This is a genomic window from Candidatus Marivariicella sp. (assembly GCF_983056325.1).
Window position 1 is genome coordinate 24,904 of the sequence record NZ_CEZOWA010000001.1, and the last position, 21,797, is coordinate 46,700.

Below are 21,797 nucleotides of genomic sequence, written 5' to 3' on the forward strand. Positions count from 1 at the left end.
TTATATTTTTATATTTTTGGAACTATCAATTATCTTTTGAGATAATTCTTTTTTGTAATTAATTATTTTTTCTTGAATTTCTTTTGAGTCGACACCAATAATTTGAGCAGCCAAGATTCCTGCATTTTTCGAACCATCTAAAGCAACTGTAGCTACGGGAACTCCCCCGGGCATTTGAAGAATAGATAAAACTGAATCCCATCCGTCAATTGAGTTGCGGGATTTTATTGGAACTCCAATCACAGGCAAAGGGCTTAATGAAGCTATCATTCCAGGAAGATGAGCTGCGCCCCCAGCCCCTGCAATAATAACCTTTAACCCTCTTTTGTGAGCATTAGTTCCATATTCCATTAGTTTTAATGGGGTTCTATGTGCTGATACTATATCTACCTCAGTACTTATTTTAAATATCTTTAAAATTTCAATTGCTTCTTTCATTACCGGAAGGTCAGACTTGCTACCCATTATAATTCCTACTTTTTCCATTTTATTTAGAGATTACTTTAATTATTGATTTTACTTGTTCTGCAATTTGCCTTGCCTTATTTAAATTTTCATTAACTATGGATACATGTCCCATTTTTCTGTGTGGCCGAGTTTCTTTTTTCCCATAAATATGAGGTGTTACTCCCTTTATTGCAAGAATTTTATCAATATTTTTATAAATAACAGGCCCAGTGTGATCTTCCATACCAACAAGATTTACCATAACACCTGAAACTTTATTATCACTATTACCTAAAGGTAGATTTAAAATTGATCTAATATGTTGTTCAAACTGGCTTGTGTATGATGATTCAATTGTTAAGTGACCTGAATTATGGGGTCTTGGGGCAACTTCGTTGACTAAAATATCTCCTGTTTCGGTTAAAAACATTTCAACAGCCAGTAGACCAATATGATTATATTTTTCAGAAACATCTAAAGCAACTTTTTTTGCCTTTTCCTCTATCTCTTTTGAAATTCGAGCTGGACAAATTACGTATTCTACTTGATTAGTCGTTGGGTGAAATTCCATTTCTACGACAGGATATTCTTTAGCTTCTCCTCGTTCATTTCTCGCCACAATTACTGATAATTCATTTTTGAAATGAATTAACTCCTCCACAATACAATCACAATTTTTAATACTTTCCAAATCTTTAATGCTTTTCATTATGGAAACCCCATATCCATCGTAGCCCATTTTTGATGCTTTCCAAACAAATGGAAAAGAAATATCTCCTTTAGAAATAGCATTTTTTAAATCTTCTAAATCTGAGAAATTATCAAACTTTGAAGTTGGAATATCATTTTTTAAATAGAATTCCTTTTGTAAAGATTTGTTTTGTATTATTTCAATTATTTCAGGTTGAGGATATACTTTAACCCCTTTTTTCTTCAAATAGTAAAGTGCTTTTACATTAATGTTTTCAATTTCAATGGTTAGTATATCAACTTTTTCTCCAAAATCAACTACATCTTGATAATTCATTAAATCTCCTTTTACAAACTCATCACATGCTAGTCTTGCTGGAGCATAATCACTAGAGTCAAGTACATATGTTTTTATATCCCATTTCCTAGTATTATAAAGTAACATTTTTCCAAGTTGCCCCCCACCTAAAATTCCAAGCCTTTTATTTGTTGAAAAAAAATCCATTCTATCATTTTTAACAAAAATACGTATATCTTTTGGTGAATTGAAAATTGCCAAACAAATTGGGTATATTTGACATTAATATTATGTTATATGATTAATCTTATATTATTCGGTAAGCCCGGTTCTGGAAAAGGAACACAAGCAGAATTTTTAAAAAAAAACTATAATTTAATCCATATTTCTACCGGTGACTTATTTCGTAATAATATTAAAAATAAAACTAAATTAGGTTTACTAGCTCAAACATATATTGACAGAGGAGATTTAGTTCCTGATAATATTACAATTGAAATGCTTAAAAATCAGGTTAATGTAAACCATAACATTAATGGTTTTATTTTTGACGGTTTTCCAAGAACAATATCCCAAGCTAAGGAATTAGACTCTTTTCTCGAATCAATTAAAATGAATATAAGAGCCACTATTTCTTTGGAAGTTGAGGATTCTGTTTTAGTAGATAGATTAATTAAAAGAGGGCATTTAAGTGGAAGATCTGATGATCAAGATGTTGATAAAATTCGTAATCGTTTCAATGAGTACAATACTAAGACATTGCCTTTAAAAAAATATTATAAGTCCGCTGATAAATTATATACAATTAACGGTTTAGGAACCATTACTGAAATAAAGTATCGATTGGCTAGTTTGATGAAAAAAATCAAATAAATGACAGAAGGTAATTTTGTTGACTATGTAAAGTTAAATGTAGATTCTGGAAATGGTGGAAAGGGATCTATTCATCTTCATAGAGAGAAATTCATAACTAAAGGTGGACCAGATGGAGGAGATGGAGGTAGAGGGGGACATGTTATAGTTAAAGCTAACTCTAATTTATGGACATTATATAATTTTAAATTTAAACGTCATTTTTCAGCAGGACACGGAGCCCATGGAAGTAAGAATAGGAGTTCTGGAGCTCAAGGAGTGGATATTTATATTGAGGTTCCTTTTGGTACAGTTTTTAAAAATTCAATAACAAACGAAATACTTTTTGAGATAACAAAAAATAAACAGGAAGTTATTCTCCTAGAAGGAGGTCTGGGTGGTCTTGGTAATTGGCATTTCAAATCTTCAACAAGGCAAACGCCAAGATACGCACAACCAGGTCAAAAAGGAAAGGAGCTTGCTGTAACTCTTGAGCTTAAAGTTTTGGCAGATGTTGGTTTAGTTGGTTTCCCTAATGCAGGAAAATCAACACTATTAGCTTCTGTTACAGGTGCAAAGCCAAAAATTGCTGATTATGAATTTACAACATTAAAGCCAAATTTAGGGATTGTTCCATATCGAGATTTTAGATCTTTTGTAATGGCTGATATTCCAGGAATAATTGAAGGTGCTGGGAAAGGAAAGGGTTTAGGACACTATTTCTTAAGACATATTGAAAGAAATTCTATTTTATTATTTATGATTCCATGTGATTCAAAAGATGTTAAAAAAGATTTTGAAATTCTTACTGCGGAGTTAAATGAATATAATCCAGAGTTGTTGGATAAAGATTTTGCAATTGCATTAACTAAATGTGATTTATTAGACGACGAATTAAGGGAGGAGTTCACACTTGAGATGAAGAACTGTTTTAAAAACACTCCATACTTTCTAATTTCATCCATTTCAAATAAAGGTTTAGATAGCCTCAAGGATGGCCTTTGGAAACTTTTAAATGGGATAAATTAATTTTTAATTGAAAAAAATTCACTTTATTTCGATTCAAGACACCATCACAGTTAGTCTTTTAATTGCCTCTAAAAAAATCGATTACCATTTATCAATTAGTGACAAAAAAATTTCACATGATTTTAAAGAAGACTTAATTAAAAATGATATAAGTTTTAATGAGGAGTGGCATCCAGAACAAATAACTAAAAATATTGATTGTGTTGTTTTGGGGACAAAAGTTGAGAATAATAATCCTGAGCTTTTAAGAGCTAAACTTTTAAATATTAAAATATTTTCTCTCCAACAATTTATAAATTATTTATGTACCGAGAAGACAAGGGTTCTAGTTGCAGGAACATATGGGAAAACATCAGTAATATCAATTGTTATGCATGTTTTAAAATTTCATAATTTTTCTGTAGATCATATTATTAATAAGAAAATTTCAGGCATAGAATCCCTAATTAGCTTATCAAAAGAGAATGATTTTATAATTATTGAAGGAAATGAAAATATTTTACCAGAAATAAATGAATTTTCAAAAGACCAATTTTTCAATCCTCATGTAGTCTTAATAACCTGTGTGTTTTGGAAGTATATTAAAACATATCCTTCTTTTGAGAGTTATAAAAAGTATTTTAACGCATTAATAGATAATATTATTCCCGGTGGCACCCTAATTCATAATATAAATGATCAAGAAATAAATACTTTGGTAAATGAATCAATTCACACAATTAGAAAAGAAAGTTATTCCAATATTAAAAGTGAAATTATAAATGGGATTGTTACTCTTGAGACAGAAGAAGGGAACTATCCAATAAAAAACCATAATGATTATAGTTTAATTAATCTTGGAGGAGCAATATGGTTGTGTCAACTTATTGGTATCGATCATTCAGATTTTTATGAGGCTATAATTAGCTATCGTGGGTGATAATTAATGTGAGTAAATGTTTATTTTAGTGCTAATTAAAGAGATGTTTTATGCTTTTAGTTTATACTCCTAAAATAACTTCAAGAATAAGTTACGTTTTTAAGCATATTTTTATAAGAATGCTTAAATTAGAAGTAGAATTAACAATGTCTGTAGCAGATTTTGTTTCTCATAATGGACCCAAGCTATCATACTCCAACAAACCTTTAGGAAATGAATTATTTTTTTATTCAACCAAACTTTTAATTGATCAAGGAATTCAAGATCACACAATTAACATCTCACATACAAGTAAGTACCCTGTTTTTTTTCAAGTAAATGATAATTCAGCAATGTCATTTGATGTTTTTGCCGCAACTTTTTATTTGATAAGTCGCTACGAAGAATATTTACCTCATTTGAAAGATTTTAAAGGAAGATACAAATTTAAAGAAAGTGTAGCTTTTAAAAACAACTTTTTAGATAAGCCTCTCATTGATATTTGGGTTGTTGAGTTAAAAAAAATATTAATTAAGAATTTTCAAATTACAATTAATGACCCAATAAAAAATAAAAAAATATTTCCTATTCTTGAAGTTTCAGAGCCATATATGTTTAAGCATAAATCAGTAATATCGTCATTTAATCAAGCATTAAATTCAATATGGAATTTAAATTTCAAAATGTTAATTAACCAATTTTACGTAATATTTCGAATTAGGACAGACCCTCTTTTGGAGTATGATTTTATAATTAATCAGTTTAAAAATATTAAAATTGACATTACAAGCTTTTTTAGATTTACTCAGCACAGTTATGATATTGGAGCAATTTCAATTTACAGTTTACCTCATAAACTTTTGATTAAAAATATATCTGACAAAATTTCTCTTAATTTGCTAGTCTCATTTTTCGCTCAAAAAAAAATAAAAGTTTTAAAAAGTGAAATGTTTAATTTAACAAAACTAATTCACAGGACTACTCAAAAAGTAAGACTTAATTATGGAATTTTATCAATCTCAGAAATTTATCCAATGCTAGTTTTAAATGAGGTTTCAGATGATTTTAGTATGGGTTATGATGACCAACTTGGATATAGAGCAAGTACTTCAATCCCATTTTATTATTATGATCTAATTAATGAAGTTCAAAGCCCACTAAAGATTCATCCTATAGCGGTTACTGAGAAAGCTCTGAGAAAACTACCCATAAAGCATGCTTTTGAAAAGCTAAGACGTATTCATTCAGAACTTCCCCTCAATAATTCAATATTTTATTTTGTTTTCACCCCCTATTTTTTTTCAAAATCAAAAGAAAATTTATTGTGGCGTTCATCGTTAATTAAATACATTGATGAATTATGATTTCTCTAAATAAAATAAATACAATTTTTTTCGACTTAGATCATACATTGTGGGATTTTGAGAGAAATTCGTATTTAACGTTTAAAAATATTTTTAGTAAAAGAAATTTTCCATTTTCTCATTTAAAATTTATAAAATTATATGTTCCTATTAATTATAAGTATTGGGATCAATATAGTAATGACATAATAAGTGCTGAAGACCTAAGAACCATTCGTTTGGAAAAAACTTTTCAAGCATTAAAATTTAATTATAATAAAAAAATTATTGATGAAATTTCAGAAGAATATATTAAAACACTTCCAACTCAATCTTTTTTATTTGACGGAGTTATAGATCTATTAATATTTCTAAAAACTAAATATAATTTACATATTATTACAAATGGATTTGAAGAAGTTCAGTATGAAAAATTAAAACATTCAAAACTTCTTCCTTATTTTGATAAAATTATTAATCCAGAAAATGCGCTAGCGAAAAAACCCAGCAGTAAAATTTTTTTTCATGCCCTCAAGGTTGTTAATAAAAATCCTGAAGATTGTGTAATGATTGGTGATAATTTAATTGCTGATATAATGGGAGCTCTTAACGTGGGAATGAATGCAATTCATTTTAATTCAACAAATGAACCTAAACACGAAAAATGTAATATTGTATATTCCATAAAGGAATTATATAATTTATTTAAATAAAAAATGGATATTAAAAACTCTCAAAAAAAAGTTGATGAATGGATTTCTAAATACGGTGTAAGGTATTTCGATGTTTTAACAAATATGGCTCAATTAACGGAGGAGGTCGGTGAGGTTGCTAGAATAATTTCAAGAAGATATGGTGAGCAAAGTGAAAAAGAAGAAGATAAAACTAAAGATTTGGGAGAGGAATTAGCCGATGTTATTTTTGTAATTATGTGTCTTGCCAACCAGACAGAGATTGATTTGCAGAAATCATTTGATGATAAACTCAAATTAAAATCAAAAAGGGATAATAAACGACACTTCAGCAATAAAAAATTGAATCAATAAATGAATCTCCAGTTATTTTATAAACCTAATAATTTTTCAGGAAAAATTTCTATTACTGGTTCTAAAAGTGAATCGAATAGAATGCTTTTACTTCAGGCAATTTATCCAAATATAAAACTAAAAAATATATCTAATTCTGATGATACAAACGCAATTATTAGTGCGTTAGAGTCTAAGGATGAGGTGATTGATATTCATCATGCTGGAACTGCAATGAGATTTTTGAGTGCTTACTTTGCATTTAAACCAAAAAGTAAAATTATTTTGACTGGATCTAATCGAATGCAGAATCGACCAATTAAAATTTTAATTGACGCCCTGAGAGATTTAGGAGCAATAATAAACTACATAAAATTAGAGGGTTTTCCTCCAATACAGATTAAAGGATTAATTCCTAAAAATAATCTTGTTAAATTATCAGCAACCACAAGTAGTCAGTATATTTCCGCTTTGATGTTAGTAGCCCCAAAATTGTCAGAAGGTCTCACTATTGAGTTGTCAGGTAAAATCTCATCATTGCCATATATTAAAATGACCGAGTCTCTTCTGAAGAATATTGGTGTAAAAGTTGAATTTCAAAATAGAAAAATAATAATTAGTAACAAGAAATTTGTAATTGATCAAACATTAACGATTGAATCTGATTGGAGTTCTGCTTCTTACTTTTATAGTATAGCTGCGTTATCAAAAAAATCTATAATCACGTTAAATAGTTACAATAAAAATTCTTTACAAGGGGATTCCTGTTTATTAGATATTTTTTTAAAACTCGGAGTTAGCTCTGAGTTTAAAAAAAATTCTTTAATTATTAAAAAAATATCTAATTTTAAATATCCAAAGCTAATTTCTTTAGATTTAATAAACTCACCTGATCTCGCACAAACTATCGCAGTAACTTGTTTTGGACTAGGTATTGATTGTGAGTTATTTGGATTACATACACTTAAAATAAAAGAGACTGATCGTTTGAATGCCATAAAAAATGAGCTCACAAAGCTTGGGGCTGACGTCAATGTAACAAATGAAAGCATTCATATTAAATCATCAAAAATGGTAAATGCAAACATTAAAATATCTACATATGAGGATCACCGAATGGCAATGGCGTTTGCTCCTTTAGCCATTAAAACTCCTTTATTGATTGAAGACGCTTCGGTCGTGAATAAATCATATCCTAGTTTTTGGAATGATATAGAGAAAATTGGATTTCAAAATTTTCAAATATAATTTGAATTTTACTTGACTTTGCCTCCCGCTGCATAGTATATTTGCATTTAAAATTATAAAATAATGAAATTATCTAGTTTTGATTTTGAACTCCCTGACTCTTTTATTGCTCAGCATCCAACTAAAAATCGAGACGAGTCTCGGTTAATGGTTTTGAATAGAAGTGATGGAAGTATTGAACATAATACGTTTAAAGATGTAATTAACTATTTCGATGAGGATGACGTTTTTGTTTTTAACAACACAAAAGTTTTTCCGGCTAGATTGTTCGGTAATAAAGAAAAGACAGGGGCTAGGATTGAAGTTTTTTTACTAAGAGAACTTAATACAGATCAACGTTTGTGGGATGTTTTGGTAGATCCAGCTAGAAAAATAAGAATTGGAAATAAGTTATATTTTGGTGAAGATGAATCACTTGTTGCTGAGGTTATTGATAATACTACCTCAAGAGGCAGGACCTTACGTTTTTTATTCGATGGGACTTATTCTGAATTTAGATCAAAACTAAGTGATTTAGGTCAAACTCCACTTCCAAAATATATAAACCGACCTGTTGAAAAAGAAGATAAAGAAAGATATCAAACTATTTATGCAAAACATGAAGGGGCGGTAGCGGCACCAACTGCAGGACTTCATTTTTCGAAGCATCTTTTAAAAAGATTAGAAATAAAAGGTATTAATTTTGCAGAATTAACACTTCATGTTGGATTAGGTACATTTAATCCGGTTGAAGTTGAAGATCTCTCCAAGCACAAGATGGATTCTGAAGAGTTGATTATAAAAGGTGAAGCCGTTAATCTTGTTAATGATGCTTTGAAAAGAAAGAAACGTATCTGTGCAGTTGGAACTACATCAATGAGAGGTCTTGAAAGCTCAGTTTCATCTATTCAGACTCTAAAACCTCACGATGGTTGGACTCATAAATTCCTTTTTCCTCCGCACAAGTTTTCAATTGCAAATTCTATGATAACAAACTTTCATACATCAAAATCTACTCTTCTCATGATGGTTTCAGCATTTGCAGATCATGATATGGTGATGAATGCGTATAATGTTGCAAAGAAAGAAAAATACAGATTTTCATCTTATGGGGATGCTATGCTTATAATTTAAGATAAATGAAAAGTCGATTTAAACAAGATATTAGAGCTCTTTCATTAGACGAGTTAATACTTTTTTTCGAAAGTATTGGAGAAAAAGTTTTTCGTGCAAAACAAGTATACAATTGGCTCTGGAAAATTAGTGCTACTTCTTTTGGAGAAATGACTAATTTATCTAAATCTATTCGATCAATTTTAGAAGAAAAATTTGTCATTAATAATATTTCAATTGACCTTCAGCAAAAAAGTAAAGATGGAACAATAAAAAACTCTATCAGACTCCATGATGGGCTATCTGTAGAATCAGTTTTAATTCCAACTAAAAAAAGAATTACTGCTTGTGTTTCCTCTCAAGTCGGATGTAGTTTAGATTGTTTGTTTTGCGCCACATCTCTTCTTAAACGAATGAGAAACCTTAATCCAGATGAAATATATGATCAAGTTGTTGCAATAGAAAAACAAAGCATGCTTTATTACAAAAGAACTTTAACAAATATTGTTTTCATGGGTATGGGTGAACCATTAATGAATTACAAAAATGTTTTATTAGCAATAAAAAAAATCACCAACCCAGATAGTTTAGCGATGTCCCCTCGTAGAATTATTTTATCAACATCAGGAATTCCTAAAATGATAAAAAAATTAGCTGATGATCAAGTTAAATTTGGCCTAGCTATATCTTTACATAGCGCTAGACAGTCAATAAGAGAAGAAATAATGCCATTTACAAAAAAATTTCCTCTTCATGACTTAATGGATTCATTACTATATTGGTTTAAAAAGACCAAAAAGCCTATTACTTTTGAGTATGTTATTTGGAAAGGAATCAACGACCAATATGAAGATATTGTTGCTTTAATTAGTTTCTGCAAACGAGTTCCTTCAAAAGTAAACTTAATTCAATATAATTCCATTGGAGATTCAAAATTTATTCAAGCCTCTGATGAAAAAATAAACGAATACAAATACTCCCTAGAAAAAGCAAATATCACCGCCACTATAAGACGTTCAAGGGGTCAAGATATTGATGCTGCTTGTGGTCAGCTTTCAAATAAAACCAATGAACTTTCGATAGTTTGATTTAAGTTTATTTTATGGTTTATATTTGAAAAATGAAAGTATCAGAGCAAATTAAGTTACCAATTTACAAGGAGATGGAACTATTTGAAAAAAAATTTTCAGAATCCATGTTGTCTAAAGTTGCACTCCTAAACCGCATAACGCATTTTATTGTGAAGAGAAAGGGGAAACAAATGCGCCCTATGTTTGTTTTTCTTTGTGCAAAACTAGTTTCTAAGGAAAATAGAGTAGATGAACGAACATACAGAGGAGCTTCTGTGATCGAATTAATTCATACGGCAACACTGGTCCATGACGACATAGTCGATGATAGTAATTTGCGAAGAGGCTTTTTTTCTATAAACGCTCTTTGGAAAAATAAAATAGCTGTTTTAGTTGGAGATTATCTCTTATCTAAAGGATTACTTCTTTCTATTGAAAATGAAGATTTTGATTTATTAAAAATAATCTCTGTAGCTGTAAAAGAAATAAGTCAAGGCGAATTATTGCAACTTGAGAAATCAAGAAAACTAAACATAACTGAAGAGGTCTACTTCAAGATAATTAAACAAAAAACAGCATCTTTGTTAGCAGCATGTTGCGCAATAGGAGCAAAGTCTGTTACGAGTTCTAAAAAACAGGTTGATGATTTATATCAGTTTGGAGAGTTTATAGGTATTGCTTTTCAGATCAAGGATGATCTTTTTGATTATGGAGAATCAAAAATAGGGAAGCCAACAGGTATCGATATTAAAGAAAAAAAATTAACATTGCCACTTATTTACTCGATAAACATTGCAGATAAAAAAGATAAAAAGTGGATTATTAATGTTGTTAAAAATAAAAATAACGATAAAAAAAGCGTAAAAAATCTTATTGATAAAGTTGTTGAACTAGGAGGAGTTAAGTATGCTTCTGAAACCATGTATTCCTATAAAAACAAAGCTCTTAAAGTTTTAAATAATTTTCCAAAAAGCATGTATCGCGATTCTTTAGAATTGATGGTTAATTATGTTGTTGAGAGAAAATTATAAATAATATTCTTTTTATACATTTATAAAAAATAGTTAAGTGATTAACAAAAGTACGATTGATCAAATTTACGAAACTTCACGCGTTGAGGAAGTTATTGTTGATTTTGTAAGTTTAAAAAAATCAGGAGCAAACTTTAAAGGTTTAAGTCCTTTCACAAAAGAGAACACACCAAGCTTTATGGTGTCGCCTGCTAAGCAAATTTGGAAAGATTTTAGTAGTGGAAAGGGCGGGAATGTTGTTGCATTTTTGATGGAACATGAACATTTTACATATCCAGAGGCACTTCGATATTTAGCAAAAAAATACTCTATAGAAATCGAAGAAACTCAACAATCTGAGGAGGAAAAGATTTTAAACAATGATAGAGAAAGTATGTACCTGCTTTCTGGATATGCATCCAGCTTTTTTGAAAAATCACTATGGGATACTGAGGAAGGAAAATCTATTGGTGTTACCTATTTTAAAGAAAGAGGATTTACTGATGAAACAATAAAATTTTTTAATCTTGGTTATTCTTCAGATAAATCAGATTCCTTCTATAGTAACGCTAAAAAGGATGGATACAAAAATGAATTCATGACCAAAACAGGTTTGGTTATTTCTAATGATTCAAATAAAAATAAAATAGATCGTTTTCGAGGAAGAATAATGTTTCCTATAAAAAGTATGTCAGGGAGGGTTCAAGGATTTGGTGGACGAACTTTATCAAGTTATAAAAAAACAGCAAAATATATTAATTCACCTGAGAGTGAAATTTACTTTAAGAGCAAGGTTTTATATGGTCTGTATGAAGCTAAACAGTCGATAGCAAAAGACGATTGTTGTTATATAGTCGAAGGATACACAGATGTAATACAAATGCATCAGTCTGGAATTAAAAATATTGTTTCATCTTCTGGAACTGCTCTTAGTTCTGACCAGATTAGGTTGATTAAAAGATTGACTTCTAACATAGTAGTTTTATTTGATTCAGATCCAGCCGGAATAAGAGCAGCTTTAAGAGGTGTAGACTTAATTTTAGAACAAGGTATTAATGTTAGAGTATGTACTTTTCCAGATGGAGAGGATCCTGATAGTTTTGCTAAGAAAAATTCGTCCATAGATTTAAAGGACTTTTTAACTGATAATTCCAAAGATTTTATTCAATTTAAAGCAAAACTTTTACTTAAAGATTCAGAAAATGATCCTGTAAAAAAAGCGACGACTGTAAGGGACATAATTGAAAGTATTGCTAAAATACCAGATATAATCCAGCAGGAGTTGTATTTAAAAAAGTGTTCAGAGATTATGGGTGTAAGTGAAGAAGTTTTATTTAACACATTTGCTCAAATTAATAATAAAAAACTAAGAGATAATAAAAAATACAAACTTCCCAAAAAAGCAATAAACAAGACTATTGCACCAAAAAAAATCAGTGATCTATATAGTTTAGAGAAACAGATTATTTCTATTTTATTACACTACGGGCATTTGGAGGCTGAATTTGATAATTTTGTAATAAGAGTAAATAAAGAAGGAGTAATAGAGGAGAGTTTTGATAAAATTAAATCTAAGGTTTTTGAAAAAATTTTTCTTGATCTCCAAGAAGATGAAATTGAATTAGCAGACCCTGTTTTTAAAAAATTATTTTCTCAGTTAATTTCTACCTACCAAAGTAAATCTGATACGATTGTAAATAAAATTATTTTTTCTGAAAACAACGAATTAAATATAGTAATTACTGACATATTAATGGAAAATGAAAAATATTATTTACATTCATGGGAGACAAAAAATATTTTTGTTAAGAGTAAAACCAAGGACCTTGGACAGTTGGTTAGTGAAACAATTTTATCTCTAAGAAAAAATTTAATTGATCAAAAAATAAATACTTTGAAAAGTGAACTTTTAAAAGATAGTTTATCTGAAAATAAGGATTTGTTAGAGGATATAATAAACTACAATTCATTAAAAAAAATTGTATCTAACAAGCTTAATAGAGTGTTATAGATTTTTTGGTATCAAACATACAGGAATTGGAATCATTTTGTGCTGATTTTGAGTATTTAATCTTTCATAAATCTTTCTTGTTTTAAGTTGTTTAGTTGTTAAATTATTATTTGTTATTTTTTTTTCAATTAATTCTATAGCTTCTTCCAGGTCTTCATATTTAGCACCCATTTGATCTTCATCTGTTCTTCCATCATCCCAAAGTCCATCTGTAGGTTCTGCTTTCAAAACACTTTGAATTATTTTTAAATGATATGCTAATTGAAAAACTTCTGTTTTTTTTAGATCTGCGATAGGGCTTATGTCGACTCCACCGTCTCCATACTTAGTATAAAAACCCACTCCAAAATCCTCAATTTTATTCCCGGTGCCTGCAACTAAATATTTATACGAACCAGCAAAATAATATAAAGTAGTCATTCTTAATCGGGCTCGTGTGTTTGCTAAGCTAAGTAAGGTAGATTTTTTATTTTTATGGATATTAATTTCATTTTTGAATGTGTTAAATACATTTGTTAAAGAATGAGTTAACGATTTAACATTTTCATAATTTGACGTAAGCCATTCCATGTGCTCTTTCGATCGAGAAATTTCATTTTCACTTTGATTGATAGGCATATTAATAACATATACTGGTGAGTTTGTTAATGCACACAAAGTTGATGTAACTGCAGAATCAATTCCACCCGACACCCCAATAACAAATCCTTTTTGTTTGGATTTAAGTAGGTAATCTTTAAGCCAGTCGACTATATATTTTTTTACTTTTTCAGGAGATTTCATATAATAATCCTATTAAGGATGTAAATTTGCGTAAAGATAAAATTTTTGAAAACTAAATTCAATTTCTTGAGGTATCGATTTGTTTTTTTTCTTCTTTTAAATTTGTTAATCATTACAAATATAAGTTGTGACATTAATAATAAGGAATCAAAGGTTAACTCTATTGGGATTAAAAAAGTAAAATTTGACAGATTTGATCAAATATTTTATTCGTTATCTAAATCAAATATTTTTGATATTAAAAAAAGATATTCTTTTTTATTTCCAGCTAACTATTCAAATACTTTTTGGATTAATAAGTCCAAAGACACTTTATATAATTTATTAAATAATGCGGTAAAAAATAAATTCAAAAACATAAATGAAGTTGAGAAAGATTTGACACATTTTTATAAACATTTAAAATATGAATTTCCCGTAATTAAATTACCAAGAGTTATTTCTGTAATTAATAATGTTGATTATGAAAATAAGATAATTTTAAAAGACACTTTACTGCTAGTATCTATTGACTCTTATCTTGGTTCGGATCATGAGTTATATGATGGAATCCCAATGTTTGTAAAAAAAAATATGGATATTAATTATTTAGAATCTCATATTGCAGAAAAATATGCTGAAAAATTAATTAAAAAAGATACTGATAGGACCTTTCTGTCAAAAATGATATTTTATGGAAAAAAATTGTTTTTCAAAGATATAATTATGATACATACTGACGATAATATTAAAATTGGTTATTCAAATGATGAATTCACTTGGGCTAAAGAAAATGAGCTATTCATTTGGCAATATATTATTGAAAAGCAATTATTGTATGATACAGATGATAAGCTAAATAATAGATTTCTTCTATCAGCCCCTTTCTCAAAATTTTATCTAGAAATAGATAATGAATCTCCGGGAAGAATTGGACAATGGATTGGTTGGCAAATAGTTAAATCGTATTCAGATGAGTATCCAAATGCAAATTTAAAAGAGATATTAAGTCTTCCGGGAGAAGAACTATTTAAAAAGTCAAAGTACAAACCAAAAAGAATATGGCAATAAAAAAACAAGCACCAATAACTATAAATGTTAGTTTAGACGAGAATAAAATTCCAGAAAGTATTAGATGGTCTGCTCCAGATGGTGGGGTTGAAAATCAAGACGCAATGGCTATGCTTCTAACTTTTTGGGATGGAAAAAACAAAGAATCTTTAAGAATGGATCTTTGGGTAAAAGAAATGCCTTTAGATGAGATGAAACAATTCTTCCATCAAAGTTTGGTTAGTATGACTCATACTTTTCAAAAAGCAACTCAGGATGAAAAAATGACTTTAACAATGAATGACTTTTGTGATTATTTTGCTGAAAAAATGGAGTTAAAATAAGCCTATTCCATAGAGTTAAGCTTTTCAATGTGAAATAAAACATCTTCTATACCATTCTGATTTCTGGCAGAAGTTATGAAGTGATCTGGAAAAAAAACCCATTGATCACTCATTTTACTAAAATATTCATCAATTTTTATTTTTATTACTTTTGGTTTTATTTTGTCTGATTTAGTGAAAATTATTGAAAACGGAATTTTTTTATTACCTAACCAGTACATGAATTCTAAATCAATTACCTGAGGTTCGTGCCTAATGTCAATTAAAACAAATGCGGAGACTAGTTGTATTCTTTTGTTGAAATATTCAGTTATGAATTTTTGAAATATTTTTTTTTTGGTTTTTGATATTTTCGCATATCCATATCCAGGAAGATCCACTAAATGCCAGTTATTGTTTATTAAAAAATGATTAATAAGCTGAGTTTTGCCTGGTTTTGAAGAGGTTTTTGCTAAATTTTTCTTATTACACAAGGCATTAATCAGTGAAGATTTGCCAACATTTGATCTACCAATAAAAGCATATTCAGGTAGTTCGTTTTCTGGACATTTTTTGACATTAGAGTTGCTAATTAAAAACTCAGAACTTATAATTCGCATGACTCAAAATTTCAATTTTTGAAACCATTTAAATACAGAGATGTTGAATTCACTTGGATGTTCCATCATTGGAGCATGACCACACTTATCTATCCAAACTAACTCTGAATTTGGAAGAAGATCATTGAATTCTTTTGCAACATTTGGAGGTGTCACACTATCTTGTTTCCCCCAGAGTATTAATGTTGGATTCTTAATTGAAGGAAGGTCGTTAGACATGTTGTGTCTTATTGCACTTTTTGCTATTGTTAGTGTTTTGATAAGTTTATTTCTATCATTCACAGTTTCAAAAACTTCATCAACCAATGTTTTTGTTGCAATTTTTGAATCAAAAAATACTTCTTCGGTTTTTGTTTTGATATAATCATAGTTTCCTCTTTTTGGATATCCATCGCCCATTGAGTTTTCATACAATCCCGAACTTCCAGTAATAACTATGCCTAGTACTTTTGAGTTGTATAATTTAGCAAATAATAGTGCAATATGACCTCCTAATGAATTTCCCAAAAGAATAACATTATCTAAATTTTTATATAATAAAAATTCATTGAGATATTCAGCAAAAGCTTTAACTGTTGTTTTAAGTAATGGTTTTTCGTAAAGAGGAAGTATCGGCATTATAACTTTGTACCCTTTATTAGGAAAAAATGACAGTACTTCACTAAAATTACTTAATCCCCCCATGAGACCGTGAAGAATTACAATTGGTTGTCCTTCTCCCTTTTCAACATACTTGTATGAGTTTTCATCGACAACGTTCACATCATCCATTTTTTAGAGTATCAATTCACAAATATATTCATTTACTTTTCAATATAGTACTTAAACTTAACTCGAATCTTTAGTTCTTGTTAAAAAATAAATGTAAAAAAGTGGTTTTTTGTGGTAAAATGTGGTAGTATATTAATTATATTTGGTTATAGAGTATAAAAATATTTATTAATGAGTCATTTTACAGGAACGTTTGAATGCAAAGCCGATATTAAGTCAAGAATAATGATACCTGTTTCTTTAAAAAAACAACTATCCAGAAGTATTTCAGAAGAATTTGTAATTAAAAGATCTGTTTTTAATAATTGTTTGGAGCTGTATCCCATGTCAGAATGGATTTTATTGATGGAAAAAGTCAACACCTTAAATCGATTCAATAAAAAAAATAATAATTTTATTAGAAGATTTACAGCGGGAGTTAAAATCGTAAATATAGATTCGTCAGGAAGACTCCTTATCCCAAAGGATTTGATTTTACATGCTAAGATTAAAAAGGATGTCGTTGTTTCATCTGCCGTTAACATACTTGAGTTTTGGGATAAGACTCTCTATGAAGAGTCAATTGATGCCGCAACAATTGACTTTGGGTCACTAGCGGAAGAGGTAATGGGTGATAATTATAAAGATGTATCATAACCCAGTTCTTCTTAATGATTCGATAAATGGTTTAGCTATTAAGTCAGATGGAATATATGTTGACGTCACATATGGAGGAGGAGGTCATAGTAAGGTTATCTTAGAAAAATTATCTAACAAAGGAAGACTCATTGTATTTGATCACGATGATGAAGCAATTATTAATAAATTAGATGACATTAGACTAATTTTTGTTTCGTCAAACTTTAAGTATCTAAATAGATTTTTAAGATTAAATAATATAGATAAGGTTGATGGAATTTTAGCTGATTTTGGAGTTTCTTCTCATCAATTTGATTCTAGAAAAAGGGGTTTTTCTACAAGATTTAACGGCCCGTTGGATATGAGGATGGATAAAAATCAAAATGTTTCAGCTTTCAATATTATTAACGAATACTCTATTGAACAGTTAATAATGTTGTTCCAAAATTATGGGGAATTAAGAAATTCAAAGCAATTGGCTTCGGTTATTGGTGTCCAAAGGTCAATTGCACCCATAATAACAACTACAGATTTAAAAAAAGTTGTTGAATCGATTCTTCCAAGTCAATATTTAAATAAAATGTTAGCTCAGATTTTTCAAGCTTTAAGAATAGAGGTAAATAATGAACTTGATTCAATTAAAGATTTTTTAACTCAAACACCTAAATGTATATCTCAAGGTGGGAGGCTGGTCTGTATTTCATATCACTCTCTTGAGGATAGATTAGTAAAAAGATTTATAAGAGAAGGTAAATTTCAGGGGGAAGCGGAAAAAGATTTTTTTGGAAATACAAATCTGGCTTTTAAAAAAATAGGTAGTGTTCAGACTCCATCATTTGATGAGATAAAAAATAATAATAGGTCAAGAAGTGCTAAACTAAGAGTTGCGGAAAGAGTTTAAACAATTATATGAAAAATAAAATCATTTCATTTTTAAAAATGGAATTTTTAATAAAAGAGGATTCTTTAAAAAACTGGAGAATGATTTTATTTTTCTCAACCCTTGCTATGGTTATGATTTCTAGTGGTCATTATGCAGATAATAAGATTTTTAAAATAGCTAGTTTAAGTGAGAAAATCAAATCGTTAAAAAGTGAGTTTATTGAGCAAAGGACATATTTAATGAAATTAAAAATGGAAACTAACGTAGTAAAACTACTCTCAAAAAAAGGAATAGTTTCCTCTAATAAACCACCAATAAAAATCGTCATTAAAAAATGAACTCTAAGTATTTTAATTTTCGTTTTTATTTTATTGTAACAGCTCTTGTTTTGTTATCAGTAATACTTCTCTCTAAGCTTATTTATATACAATTAGTCGAAGGCGATGAGTATAAAAGGGTTGCAAATGAAAGAACTCTTAAAAATATAGTCGTTAAACCTATTCCTGGAAACATATATTCAGATGATCAAAGTTTATTAGCAACTTCAGTATCTAAATACGAGCTTAGGTGGGATTCGAAGGTAGTTTCGGATAAAAATTTTAAAAAGTTCAAAGAAAAACTAGCTAAAGGTATTTCTGAGATTACACAAAAAGATTTTTTAACTACAAAAAAAAATTTAGAAGACACAAGAAAGAAGGGGAAGCGTTATTGGTTGGTTGGTAAAAACTTGACTTATTCTCAACAAAAAGCATTAAAAGATCTACCTCTATTTAATCTACCTTCATATAAAGGGGGTTTGATTATTGAACAGAAAGTAATGAGAGAGAGGCCTTTAGGTAAAATTGCTGAAAGAACAATTGGTTATAATCGTCCAGATTCTGATGGCACATTTATCAGGGTTGGTCTTGAAGGCGCATATGCAAATGTGATACAGGGTAAAGAAGGTTATAGGTTAAAAAGAAAAATAGCAAATGGTAGTTGGAAATCAATCAACAACACAAATGAGAAAGAGCCGAAAGAAGGCTATGATATACATACAACTATCAACATAAACTTTCAAGATATAGTTCATAATTCACTTTTAGAACAATTGGAAAAATATGAGGCTGAGAGTGGAACAGCGGTCCTAATGGAAGTTGAAACTGGAGGGATTAAAGCTATTTCTAATCTAGGGGTAACTTCAGGAAAAAAATATTTTGAAAAATTAAATTACGCTGTTGGCTTTGCGCAGGAGCCAGGATCAACTTTTAAATTAATGAGTATTATTGCTGCACTTGAAGATGGTGTAGTCAAGCCTACAGATATAATTAAAACAGGAAACGGAGAAAGAGTTATTTACGGAAAAAAGGTGAAAGATTCAAAAGTAGGAGGTTATGGATCTATTCCTCTTTCTAAAGTTTTTGAAGTTTCTTCAAATACAGGAATTGTTAAAGTTATTTATGATAATTATAAGGATAATCCTAAAAAATTTGTCGATAGAATATATAATATGGGACTTCATAAGTCTTTAGGTATCCCTATTAAGGGTGAAGCTAAACCTAAAATTCCATATCCAACAGATAAGGAATGGAGTGGTATAAGTTTACCTTGGATGGCTTGGGGATATGGAGTTTCATTGACTCCATTACAAATACTAACTTTTTATAATGCAATTGCAAATAATGGAGTAATGGTTAAGCCAAAATTCCTTGATAAAATAGGACATTTAGGTTTAGAGCCTCATATTAAGTTTTCAAAAGAGATATTGAATCCATCTATTTGTTCGAAGACAACTCTTTCAGCGGTTAAGAAGATGCTTTTTAATGTGGTAGATAAAGATTGGGGAACAGCAAACAATATAAAAGATTTAAGCTTTTCAATTGCTGGAAAAACAGGAACTACACAAACTGCTTACAACACAAGTTCAGTTGAGTATATTTCAAGCTTTGTTGGATATTTTCCAGCGGAAAATCCAAAATATTCTTGCATAATAGTAATAAATAAGCCTAATAAAGATATGGGATATTATGGAGCTCAAGTTGCAGCTCCAGTATTTAAAAAAATTGCTAAAAAAATATATACTGGGATTGCCAAAGAGGCTGAAATTTCAATGTCAAATTTAAAAATTATCGAAAATAAATTGTTTAAATCTGACAAAATACTGCCAAATATGATTGGAGCTGAAACAATGGATGCAATTGCTTTTCTTGAAAAGAGAAAAATAAAAGTTCAAATAAAAGGCAAAAGAGGTAAGATCAAAGAACAATCTGTTGCACCAGGAACTCCATTAAATAATATTAAAAAGATTAGATTAACTTTATGAGTAAATCGTTGAAAGATATTTTATATGGAGTGCCAATAATCGCTATGGTTGGAGCTCCCGACCAAAAAATTGATGAAATTGTAATTAATTCAACGAAAATTAAAAAAAACAACTTATTTGTTGCTTTATCCGGAACAAATTCTGATGGTCACAAATATATTGGTGAAGCAATTAGGAATGGAGCTACAGCTATAATATGTTCAAAATTCCCAGTTGATTTAAAAACATCGAATACCTATATCAGAGTTGAGGACACAAATAAAACTCTTGCTATCATTTCTGGAAACTTTTATAATCATCCTTCAAAAAAGTTAAAATTAATAGGAGTTACTGGAACAAACGGAAAAACCACAATTACAAATTTATTATTTGAACTTTTCAATACTCTTGGAAGAAAATCAGGATTAATTTCAACTATTAATATAAAATATGATAATGATGAATTCCCGTCTATTAATACAACTCCAGATATAGTTACAATTAATTTTTTCTTATCAGAAATGGTAAGGAAAAAAATTAATTATTGTTTTATGGAGGTCTCCTCACATGGAATATCGCAGGGAAGAATCAATGGTCTTGAATTTTCAGGTGCAGTATTCACGAATTTAACTCATGACCATCTTGATTACCATAAAAGTTTTAAAAACTACAGGAATACAAAAAAACTTCTTTTCGATGGACTTCAAAAGTCTTCATTTTCTTTAGTTAATCATGATGATAAAAATGCATCCTTCATGCTTCAAAATACAAACTCCAAGAAGGTTGCCTATGCAATGAATAATTTCGCAGACTATAATGTCAAAGTTTTAGAACGTGAATTTAATGGGACGCTTATTAAAATTAACAATAAAGAAGTTTGGACCAGGTTGCTTGGTGATTTTAATGCTTCAAATTTACTAGCAGTATACAGCGTCTCCATGATACTGGAAATTCCAGAAAATCAGATTTTAAAAAATATAAGTTTATTAAAAAATGTACCAGGACGTTTTCAAACATTCCAATTTGACAAGAATGGACTAGTAATAATTGATTATGCTCATACTCCAGATGCGCTAGAAAATATAATCGATACAATAAATCAAATTAGAACTAATAACGAAAACCTAATTACCATAATAGGTTGTGGAGGAAATAGAGATGTGAAAAAAAGATTTCAAATGGGGAGAATTGCATCTCAAAAAAGCGATAAAGTTATTTTTACATCTGATAACCCAAGAAATGAAATCCCTATGGACATTATAAATCAAATGTTTGAGGGGGTAGAAGCTGAAAATTTTCACAAAGTTTTAAGTATTGAAGATCGAGAAATGGCTATCAAGACCTCTAAACATATTTCAAGTCATTCAGATATAATTTTAATTGCAGGAAAAGGACACGAGTCATATCAAGAAATAAGTAATAAGAGACTTCCTTTTGATGATTTTGTTTTAGCTAAAAAATATTTTAAAAATTAAA

General features: G+C 29.3%; 23 protein-coding genes. 18 read left to right on the forward strand and 5 right to left on the reverse strand.

Annotated elements, in window-relative coordinates:
* Both purE and AC3ATN_RS00130 read right to left on the reverse strand, forming a co-directional pair.
* Positions 1 to 486 carry a 5-(carboxyamino)imidazole ribonucleotide mutase gene (gene purE / locus AC3ATN_RS00125; RefSeq protein ID WP_487531152.1) on the reverse strand — a complete coding sequence of 162 codons (486 nt, stop codon included), beginning with the start codon at positions 484 to 486 and terminating at the stop codon, positions 1 to 3.
* 1 nt (position 487) lies between these two features.
* Complete coding sequence (locus tag AC3ATN_RS00130; protein ID WP_487531153.1) at positions 488 to 1,642, reverse strand: 5-(carboxyamino)imidazole ribonucleotide synthase; 1,155 nt, start codon at positions 1,640 to 1,642, stop codon at positions 488 to 490.
* 90 nt (positions 1,643 to 1,732) lie between these two features.
* Here AC3ATN_RS00130 and AC3ATN_RS00135 point away from each other — a divergent pair, with 90 nt between their 5' ends.
* From AC3ATN_RS00135 to dnaG, 11 genes are all read left to right on the forward strand, one after another.
* Positions 1,733 to 2,308, forward strand: coding sequence for an adenylate kinase (locus AC3ATN_RS00135; RefSeq protein ID WP_487531154.1), 576 nt, complete (start codon positions 1,733 to 1,735; stop codon positions 2,306 to 2,308).
* Positions 2,309 to 3,316 carry a GTPase ObgE gene (gene obgE, locus AC3ATN_RS00140; RefSeq protein WP_487531155.1) on the forward strand — a complete coding sequence of 336 codons (1,008 nt, stop codon included), beginning with the start codon at positions 2,309 to 2,311 and terminating at the stop codon, positions 3,314 to 3,316.
* A 7-nt stretch (positions 3,317 to 3,323) separates the two neighbouring features.
* A complete protein-coding gene (locus AC3ATN_RS00145; protein WP_487531156.1) occupies positions 3,324 to 4,235 on the forward strand; it encodes a Mur ligase family protein in 912 nt (303 codons plus the stop codon).
* Between the two features lie 50 nt (positions 4,236 to 4,285).
* Complete coding sequence (locus tag AC3ATN_RS00150; RefSeq protein WP_487531157.1) at positions 4,286 to 5,578, forward strand: DUF7033 domain-containing protein; 1,293 nt, start codon at positions 4,286 to 4,288, stop codon at positions 5,576 to 5,578.
* The gene (locus AC3ATN_RS00155) at positions 5,575 to 6,270 is read left to right on the forward strand and encodes a YjjG family noncanonical pyrimidine nucleotidase (RefSeq protein ID WP_487531158.1); all 696 of its coding nucleotides are present in this window, start codon (positions 5,575 to 5,577) and stop codon (positions 6,268 to 6,270) included. The genes AC3ATN_RS00150 and AC3ATN_RS00155 overlap by 4 nt, the downstream gene beginning before the upstream one ends.
* A 3-nt stretch (positions 6,271 to 6,273) precedes the next feature.
* Positions 6,274 to 6,603, forward strand: coding sequence for a nucleotide pyrophosphohydrolase (locus AC3ATN_RS00160; RefSeq protein ID WP_487531159.1), 330 nt, complete (start codon positions 6,274 to 6,276; stop codon positions 6,601 to 6,603).
* Positions 6,604 to 7,830, forward strand: coding sequence for a 3-phosphoshikimate 1-carboxyvinyltransferase (gene aroA, locus AC3ATN_RS00165; RefSeq protein ID WP_487531160.1), 1,227 nt, complete (start codon positions 6,604 to 6,606; stop codon positions 7,828 to 7,830). It begins immediately after the preceding gene.
* Between the two features lie 63 nt (positions 7,831 to 7,893).
* Complete coding sequence (gene queA / locus AC3ATN_RS00170; protein ID WP_487531161.1) at positions 7,894 to 8,943, forward strand: tRNA preQ1(34) S-adenosylmethionine ribosyltransferase-isomerase QueA; 1,050 nt, start codon at positions 7,894 to 7,896, stop codon at positions 8,941 to 8,943.
* A gap of 5 nt (positions 8,944 to 8,948) precedes the next feature.
* Positions 8,949 to 10,010, forward strand: coding sequence for a dual-specificity RNA methyltransferase RlmN (gene rlmN / locus AC3ATN_RS00175; RefSeq protein WP_487531162.1), 1,062 nt, complete (start codon positions 8,949 to 8,951; stop codon positions 10,008 to 10,010).
* A 32-nt stretch (positions 10,011 to 10,042) separates the two neighbouring features.
* A complete protein-coding gene (locus tag AC3ATN_RS00180) occupies positions 10,043 to 11,023 on the forward strand; it encodes a polyprenyl synthetase family protein (protein WP_487531163.1) in 981 nt (326 codons plus the stop codon).
* Positions 11,024 to 11,060: 37 nt separating this feature from the next.
* On the forward strand, positions 11,061 to 13,013 hold the full coding sequence (dnaG, locus tag AC3ATN_RS00185) for a DNA primase (protein WP_487531164.1): 1,953 nt from the start codon (positions 11,061 to 11,063) through the stop codon (positions 13,011 to 13,013).
* Here dnaG and nadE read toward each other — a convergent pair.
* Complete coding sequence (gene nadE / locus AC3ATN_RS00190; protein ID WP_487531165.1) at positions 13,008 to 13,796, reverse strand: NAD(+) synthase; 789 nt, start codon at positions 13,794 to 13,796, stop codon at positions 13,008 to 13,010. The two genes, dnaG and nadE, sit on opposite strands and share 6 nt — an antisense overlap.
* Positions 13,797 to 13,898: 102 nt before the next feature.
* Here nadE and gldB point away from each other — a divergent pair, with 102 nt between their 5' ends.
* Entirely contained in the window at positions 13,899 to 14,846 is a 948-nt protein-coding gene (gene gldB / locus AC3ATN_RS00195; RefSeq protein ID WP_487531166.1) for a gliding motility lipoprotein GldB, read from the forward strand.
* On the forward strand, positions 14,837 to 15,169 hold the full coding sequence (gene gldC / locus AC3ATN_RS00200) for a gliding motility protein GldC (RefSeq protein WP_487531167.1): 333 nt from the start codon (positions 14,837 to 14,839) through the stop codon (positions 15,167 to 15,169). The genes gldB and gldC overlap by 10 nt, the downstream gene beginning before the upstream one ends.
* Positions 15,170 to 15,171: 2 nt before the next feature.
* On the opposite strand, the gene yihA is transcribed toward gldC, so the two are convergent.
* On the reverse strand, positions 15,172 to 15,768 hold the full coding sequence (gene yihA, locus AC3ATN_RS00205) for a ribosome biogenesis GTP-binding protein YihA/YsxC (RefSeq protein WP_487531168.1): 597 nt from the start codon (positions 15,766 to 15,768) through the stop codon (positions 15,172 to 15,174).
* 3 nt (positions 15,769 to 15,771) lie between these two features.
* The gene (locus tag AC3ATN_RS00210) at positions 15,772 to 16,539 is read right to left on the reverse strand and encodes an alpha/beta fold hydrolase (protein WP_487531170.1); all 768 of its coding nucleotides are present in this window, start codon (positions 16,537 to 16,539) and stop codon (positions 15,772 to 15,774) included.
* A gap of 171 nt (positions 16,540 to 16,710) precedes the next feature.
* Here AC3ATN_RS00210 and mraZ point away from each other — a divergent pair, with 171 nt between their 5' ends.
* Genes mraZ through AC3ATN_RS00235 form a run of 5 tightly spaced genes read left to right on the forward strand, consistent with a single transcriptional unit; the run spans position 16,711 to position 21,796 of the window.
* Entirely contained in the window at positions 16,711 to 17,175 is a 465-nt protein-coding gene (gene mraZ, locus AC3ATN_RS00215) for a division/cell wall cluster transcriptional repressor MraZ (protein WP_487531171.1), read from the forward strand.
* Positions 17,165 to 18,058 carry a 16S rRNA (cytosine(1402)-N(4))-methyltransferase RsmH gene (gene rsmH, locus AC3ATN_RS00220; RefSeq protein ID WP_487531172.1) on the forward strand — a complete coding sequence of 298 codons (894 nt, stop codon included), beginning with the start codon at positions 17,165 to 17,167 and terminating at the stop codon, positions 18,056 to 18,058. Before mraZ ends, rsmH begins: the two co-directional genes overlap by 11 nt.
* An 8-nt stretch (positions 18,059 to 18,066) precedes the next feature.
* A complete protein-coding gene (locus AC3ATN_RS00225; RefSeq protein ID WP_487531173.1) occupies positions 18,067 to 18,378 on the forward strand; it encodes an FtsL-like putative cell division protein in 312 nt (103 codons plus the stop codon).
* On the forward strand, positions 18,375 to 20,342 hold the full coding sequence (locus tag AC3ATN_RS00230) for a penicillin-binding protein (protein ID WP_487531174.1): 1,968 nt from the start codon (positions 18,375 to 18,377) through the stop codon (positions 20,340 to 20,342). The genes AC3ATN_RS00225 and AC3ATN_RS00230 overlap by 4 nt, the downstream gene beginning before the upstream one ends.
* Positions 20,339 to 21,796, forward strand: coding sequence for a UDP-N-acetylmuramoyl-L-alanyl-D-glutamate--2,6-diaminopimelate ligase (locus AC3ATN_RS00235; protein ID WP_487531175.1), 1,458 nt, complete (start codon positions 20,339 to 20,341; stop codon positions 21,794 to 21,796). Before AC3ATN_RS00230 ends, AC3ATN_RS00235 begins: the two co-directional genes overlap by 4 nt.
* Position 21,797 lies beyond the last annotated feature (1 nt).

What these genes read in the sequence shown, in the direction of transcription:
- purE (WP_487531152.1), bottom strand. Translation starts at nt 486, where the DNA reads ATGGAAAAAGTAGGAATTATAATGGGTAGCAAGTCTGACCTTCCGGTA.
- AC3ATN_RS00130 (WP_487531153.1), bottom strand. Translation starts at nt 1,642, where the DNA reads ATGGATTTTTTTTCAACAAATAAAAGGCTTGGAATTTTAGGTGGGGGG.
- AC3ATN_RS00135 (WP_487531154.1), top strand. Translation starts at nt 1,733, where the DNA reads ATGATTAATCTTATATTATTCGGTAAGCCCGGTTCTGGAAAAGGAACA.
- obgE (WP_487531155.1), top strand. Translation starts at nt 2,309, where the DNA reads ATGACAGAAGGTAATTTTGTTGACTATGTAAAGTTAAATGTAGATTCT.
- AC3ATN_RS00150 (WP_487531157.1), top strand. Translation starts at nt 4,286, where the DNA reads ATGCTTTTAGTTTATACTCCTAAAATAACTTCAAGAATAAGTTACGTT.
- AC3ATN_RS00155 (WP_487531158.1), top strand. Translation starts at nt 5,575, where the DNA reads ATGATTTCTCTAAATAAAATAAATACAATTTTTTTCGACTTAGATCAT.
- AC3ATN_RS00160 (WP_487531159.1), top strand. Translation starts at nt 6,274, where the DNA reads ATGGATATTAAAAACTCTCAAAAAAAAGTTGATGAATGGATTTCTAAA.
- aroA (WP_487531160.1), top strand. Translation starts at nt 6,604, where the DNA reads ATGAATCTCCAGTTATTTTATAAACCTAATAATTTTTCAGGAAAAATT.
- queA (WP_487531161.1), top strand. Translation starts at nt 7,894, where the DNA reads ATGAAATTATCTAGTTTTGATTTTGAACTCCCTGACTCTTTTATTGCT.
- rlmN (WP_487531162.1), top strand. Translation starts at nt 8,949, where the DNA reads ATGAAAAGTCGATTTAAACAAGATATTAGAGCTCTTTCATTAGACGAG.
- AC3ATN_RS00180 (WP_487531163.1), top strand. Translation starts at nt 10,043, where the DNA reads ATGAAAGTATCAGAGCAAATTAAGTTACCAATTTACAAGGAGATGGAA.
- nadE (WP_487531165.1), bottom strand. Translation starts at nt 13,796, where the DNA reads ATGAAATCTCCTGAAAAAGTAAAAAAATATATAGTCGACTGGCTTAAA.
- gldC (WP_487531167.1), top strand. Translation starts at nt 14,837, where the DNA reads ATGGCAATAAAAAAACAAGCACCAATAACTATAAATGTTAGTTTAGAC.
- yihA (WP_487531168.1), bottom strand. Translation starts at nt 15,768, where the DNA reads ATGCGAATTATAAGTTCTGAGTTTTTAATTAGCAACTCTAATGTCAAA.
- AC3ATN_RS00210 (WP_487531170.1), bottom strand. Translation starts at nt 16,539, where the DNA reads ATGGATGATGTGAACGTTGTCGATGAAAACTCATACAAGTATGTTGAA.
- mraZ (WP_487531171.1), top strand. Translation starts at nt 16,711, where the DNA reads ATGAGTCATTTTACAGGAACGTTTGAATGCAAAGCCGATATTAAGTCA.
- rsmH (WP_487531172.1), top strand. Translation starts at nt 17,165, where the DNA reads ATGTATCATAACCCAGTTCTTCTTAATGATTCGATAAATGGTTTAGCT.
- AC3ATN_RS00225 (WP_487531173.1), top strand. Translation starts at nt 18,067, where the DNA reads ATGAAAAATAAAATCATTTCATTTTTAAAAATGGAATTTTTAATAAAA.
- AC3ATN_RS00230 (WP_487531174.1), top strand. Translation starts at nt 18,375, where the DNA reads ATGAACTCTAAGTATTTTAATTTTCGTTTTTATTTTATTGTAACAGCT.
- AC3ATN_RS00235 (WP_487531175.1), top strand. Translation starts at nt 20,339, where the DNA reads ATGAGTAAATCGTTGAAAGATATTTTATATGGAGTGCCAATAATCGCT.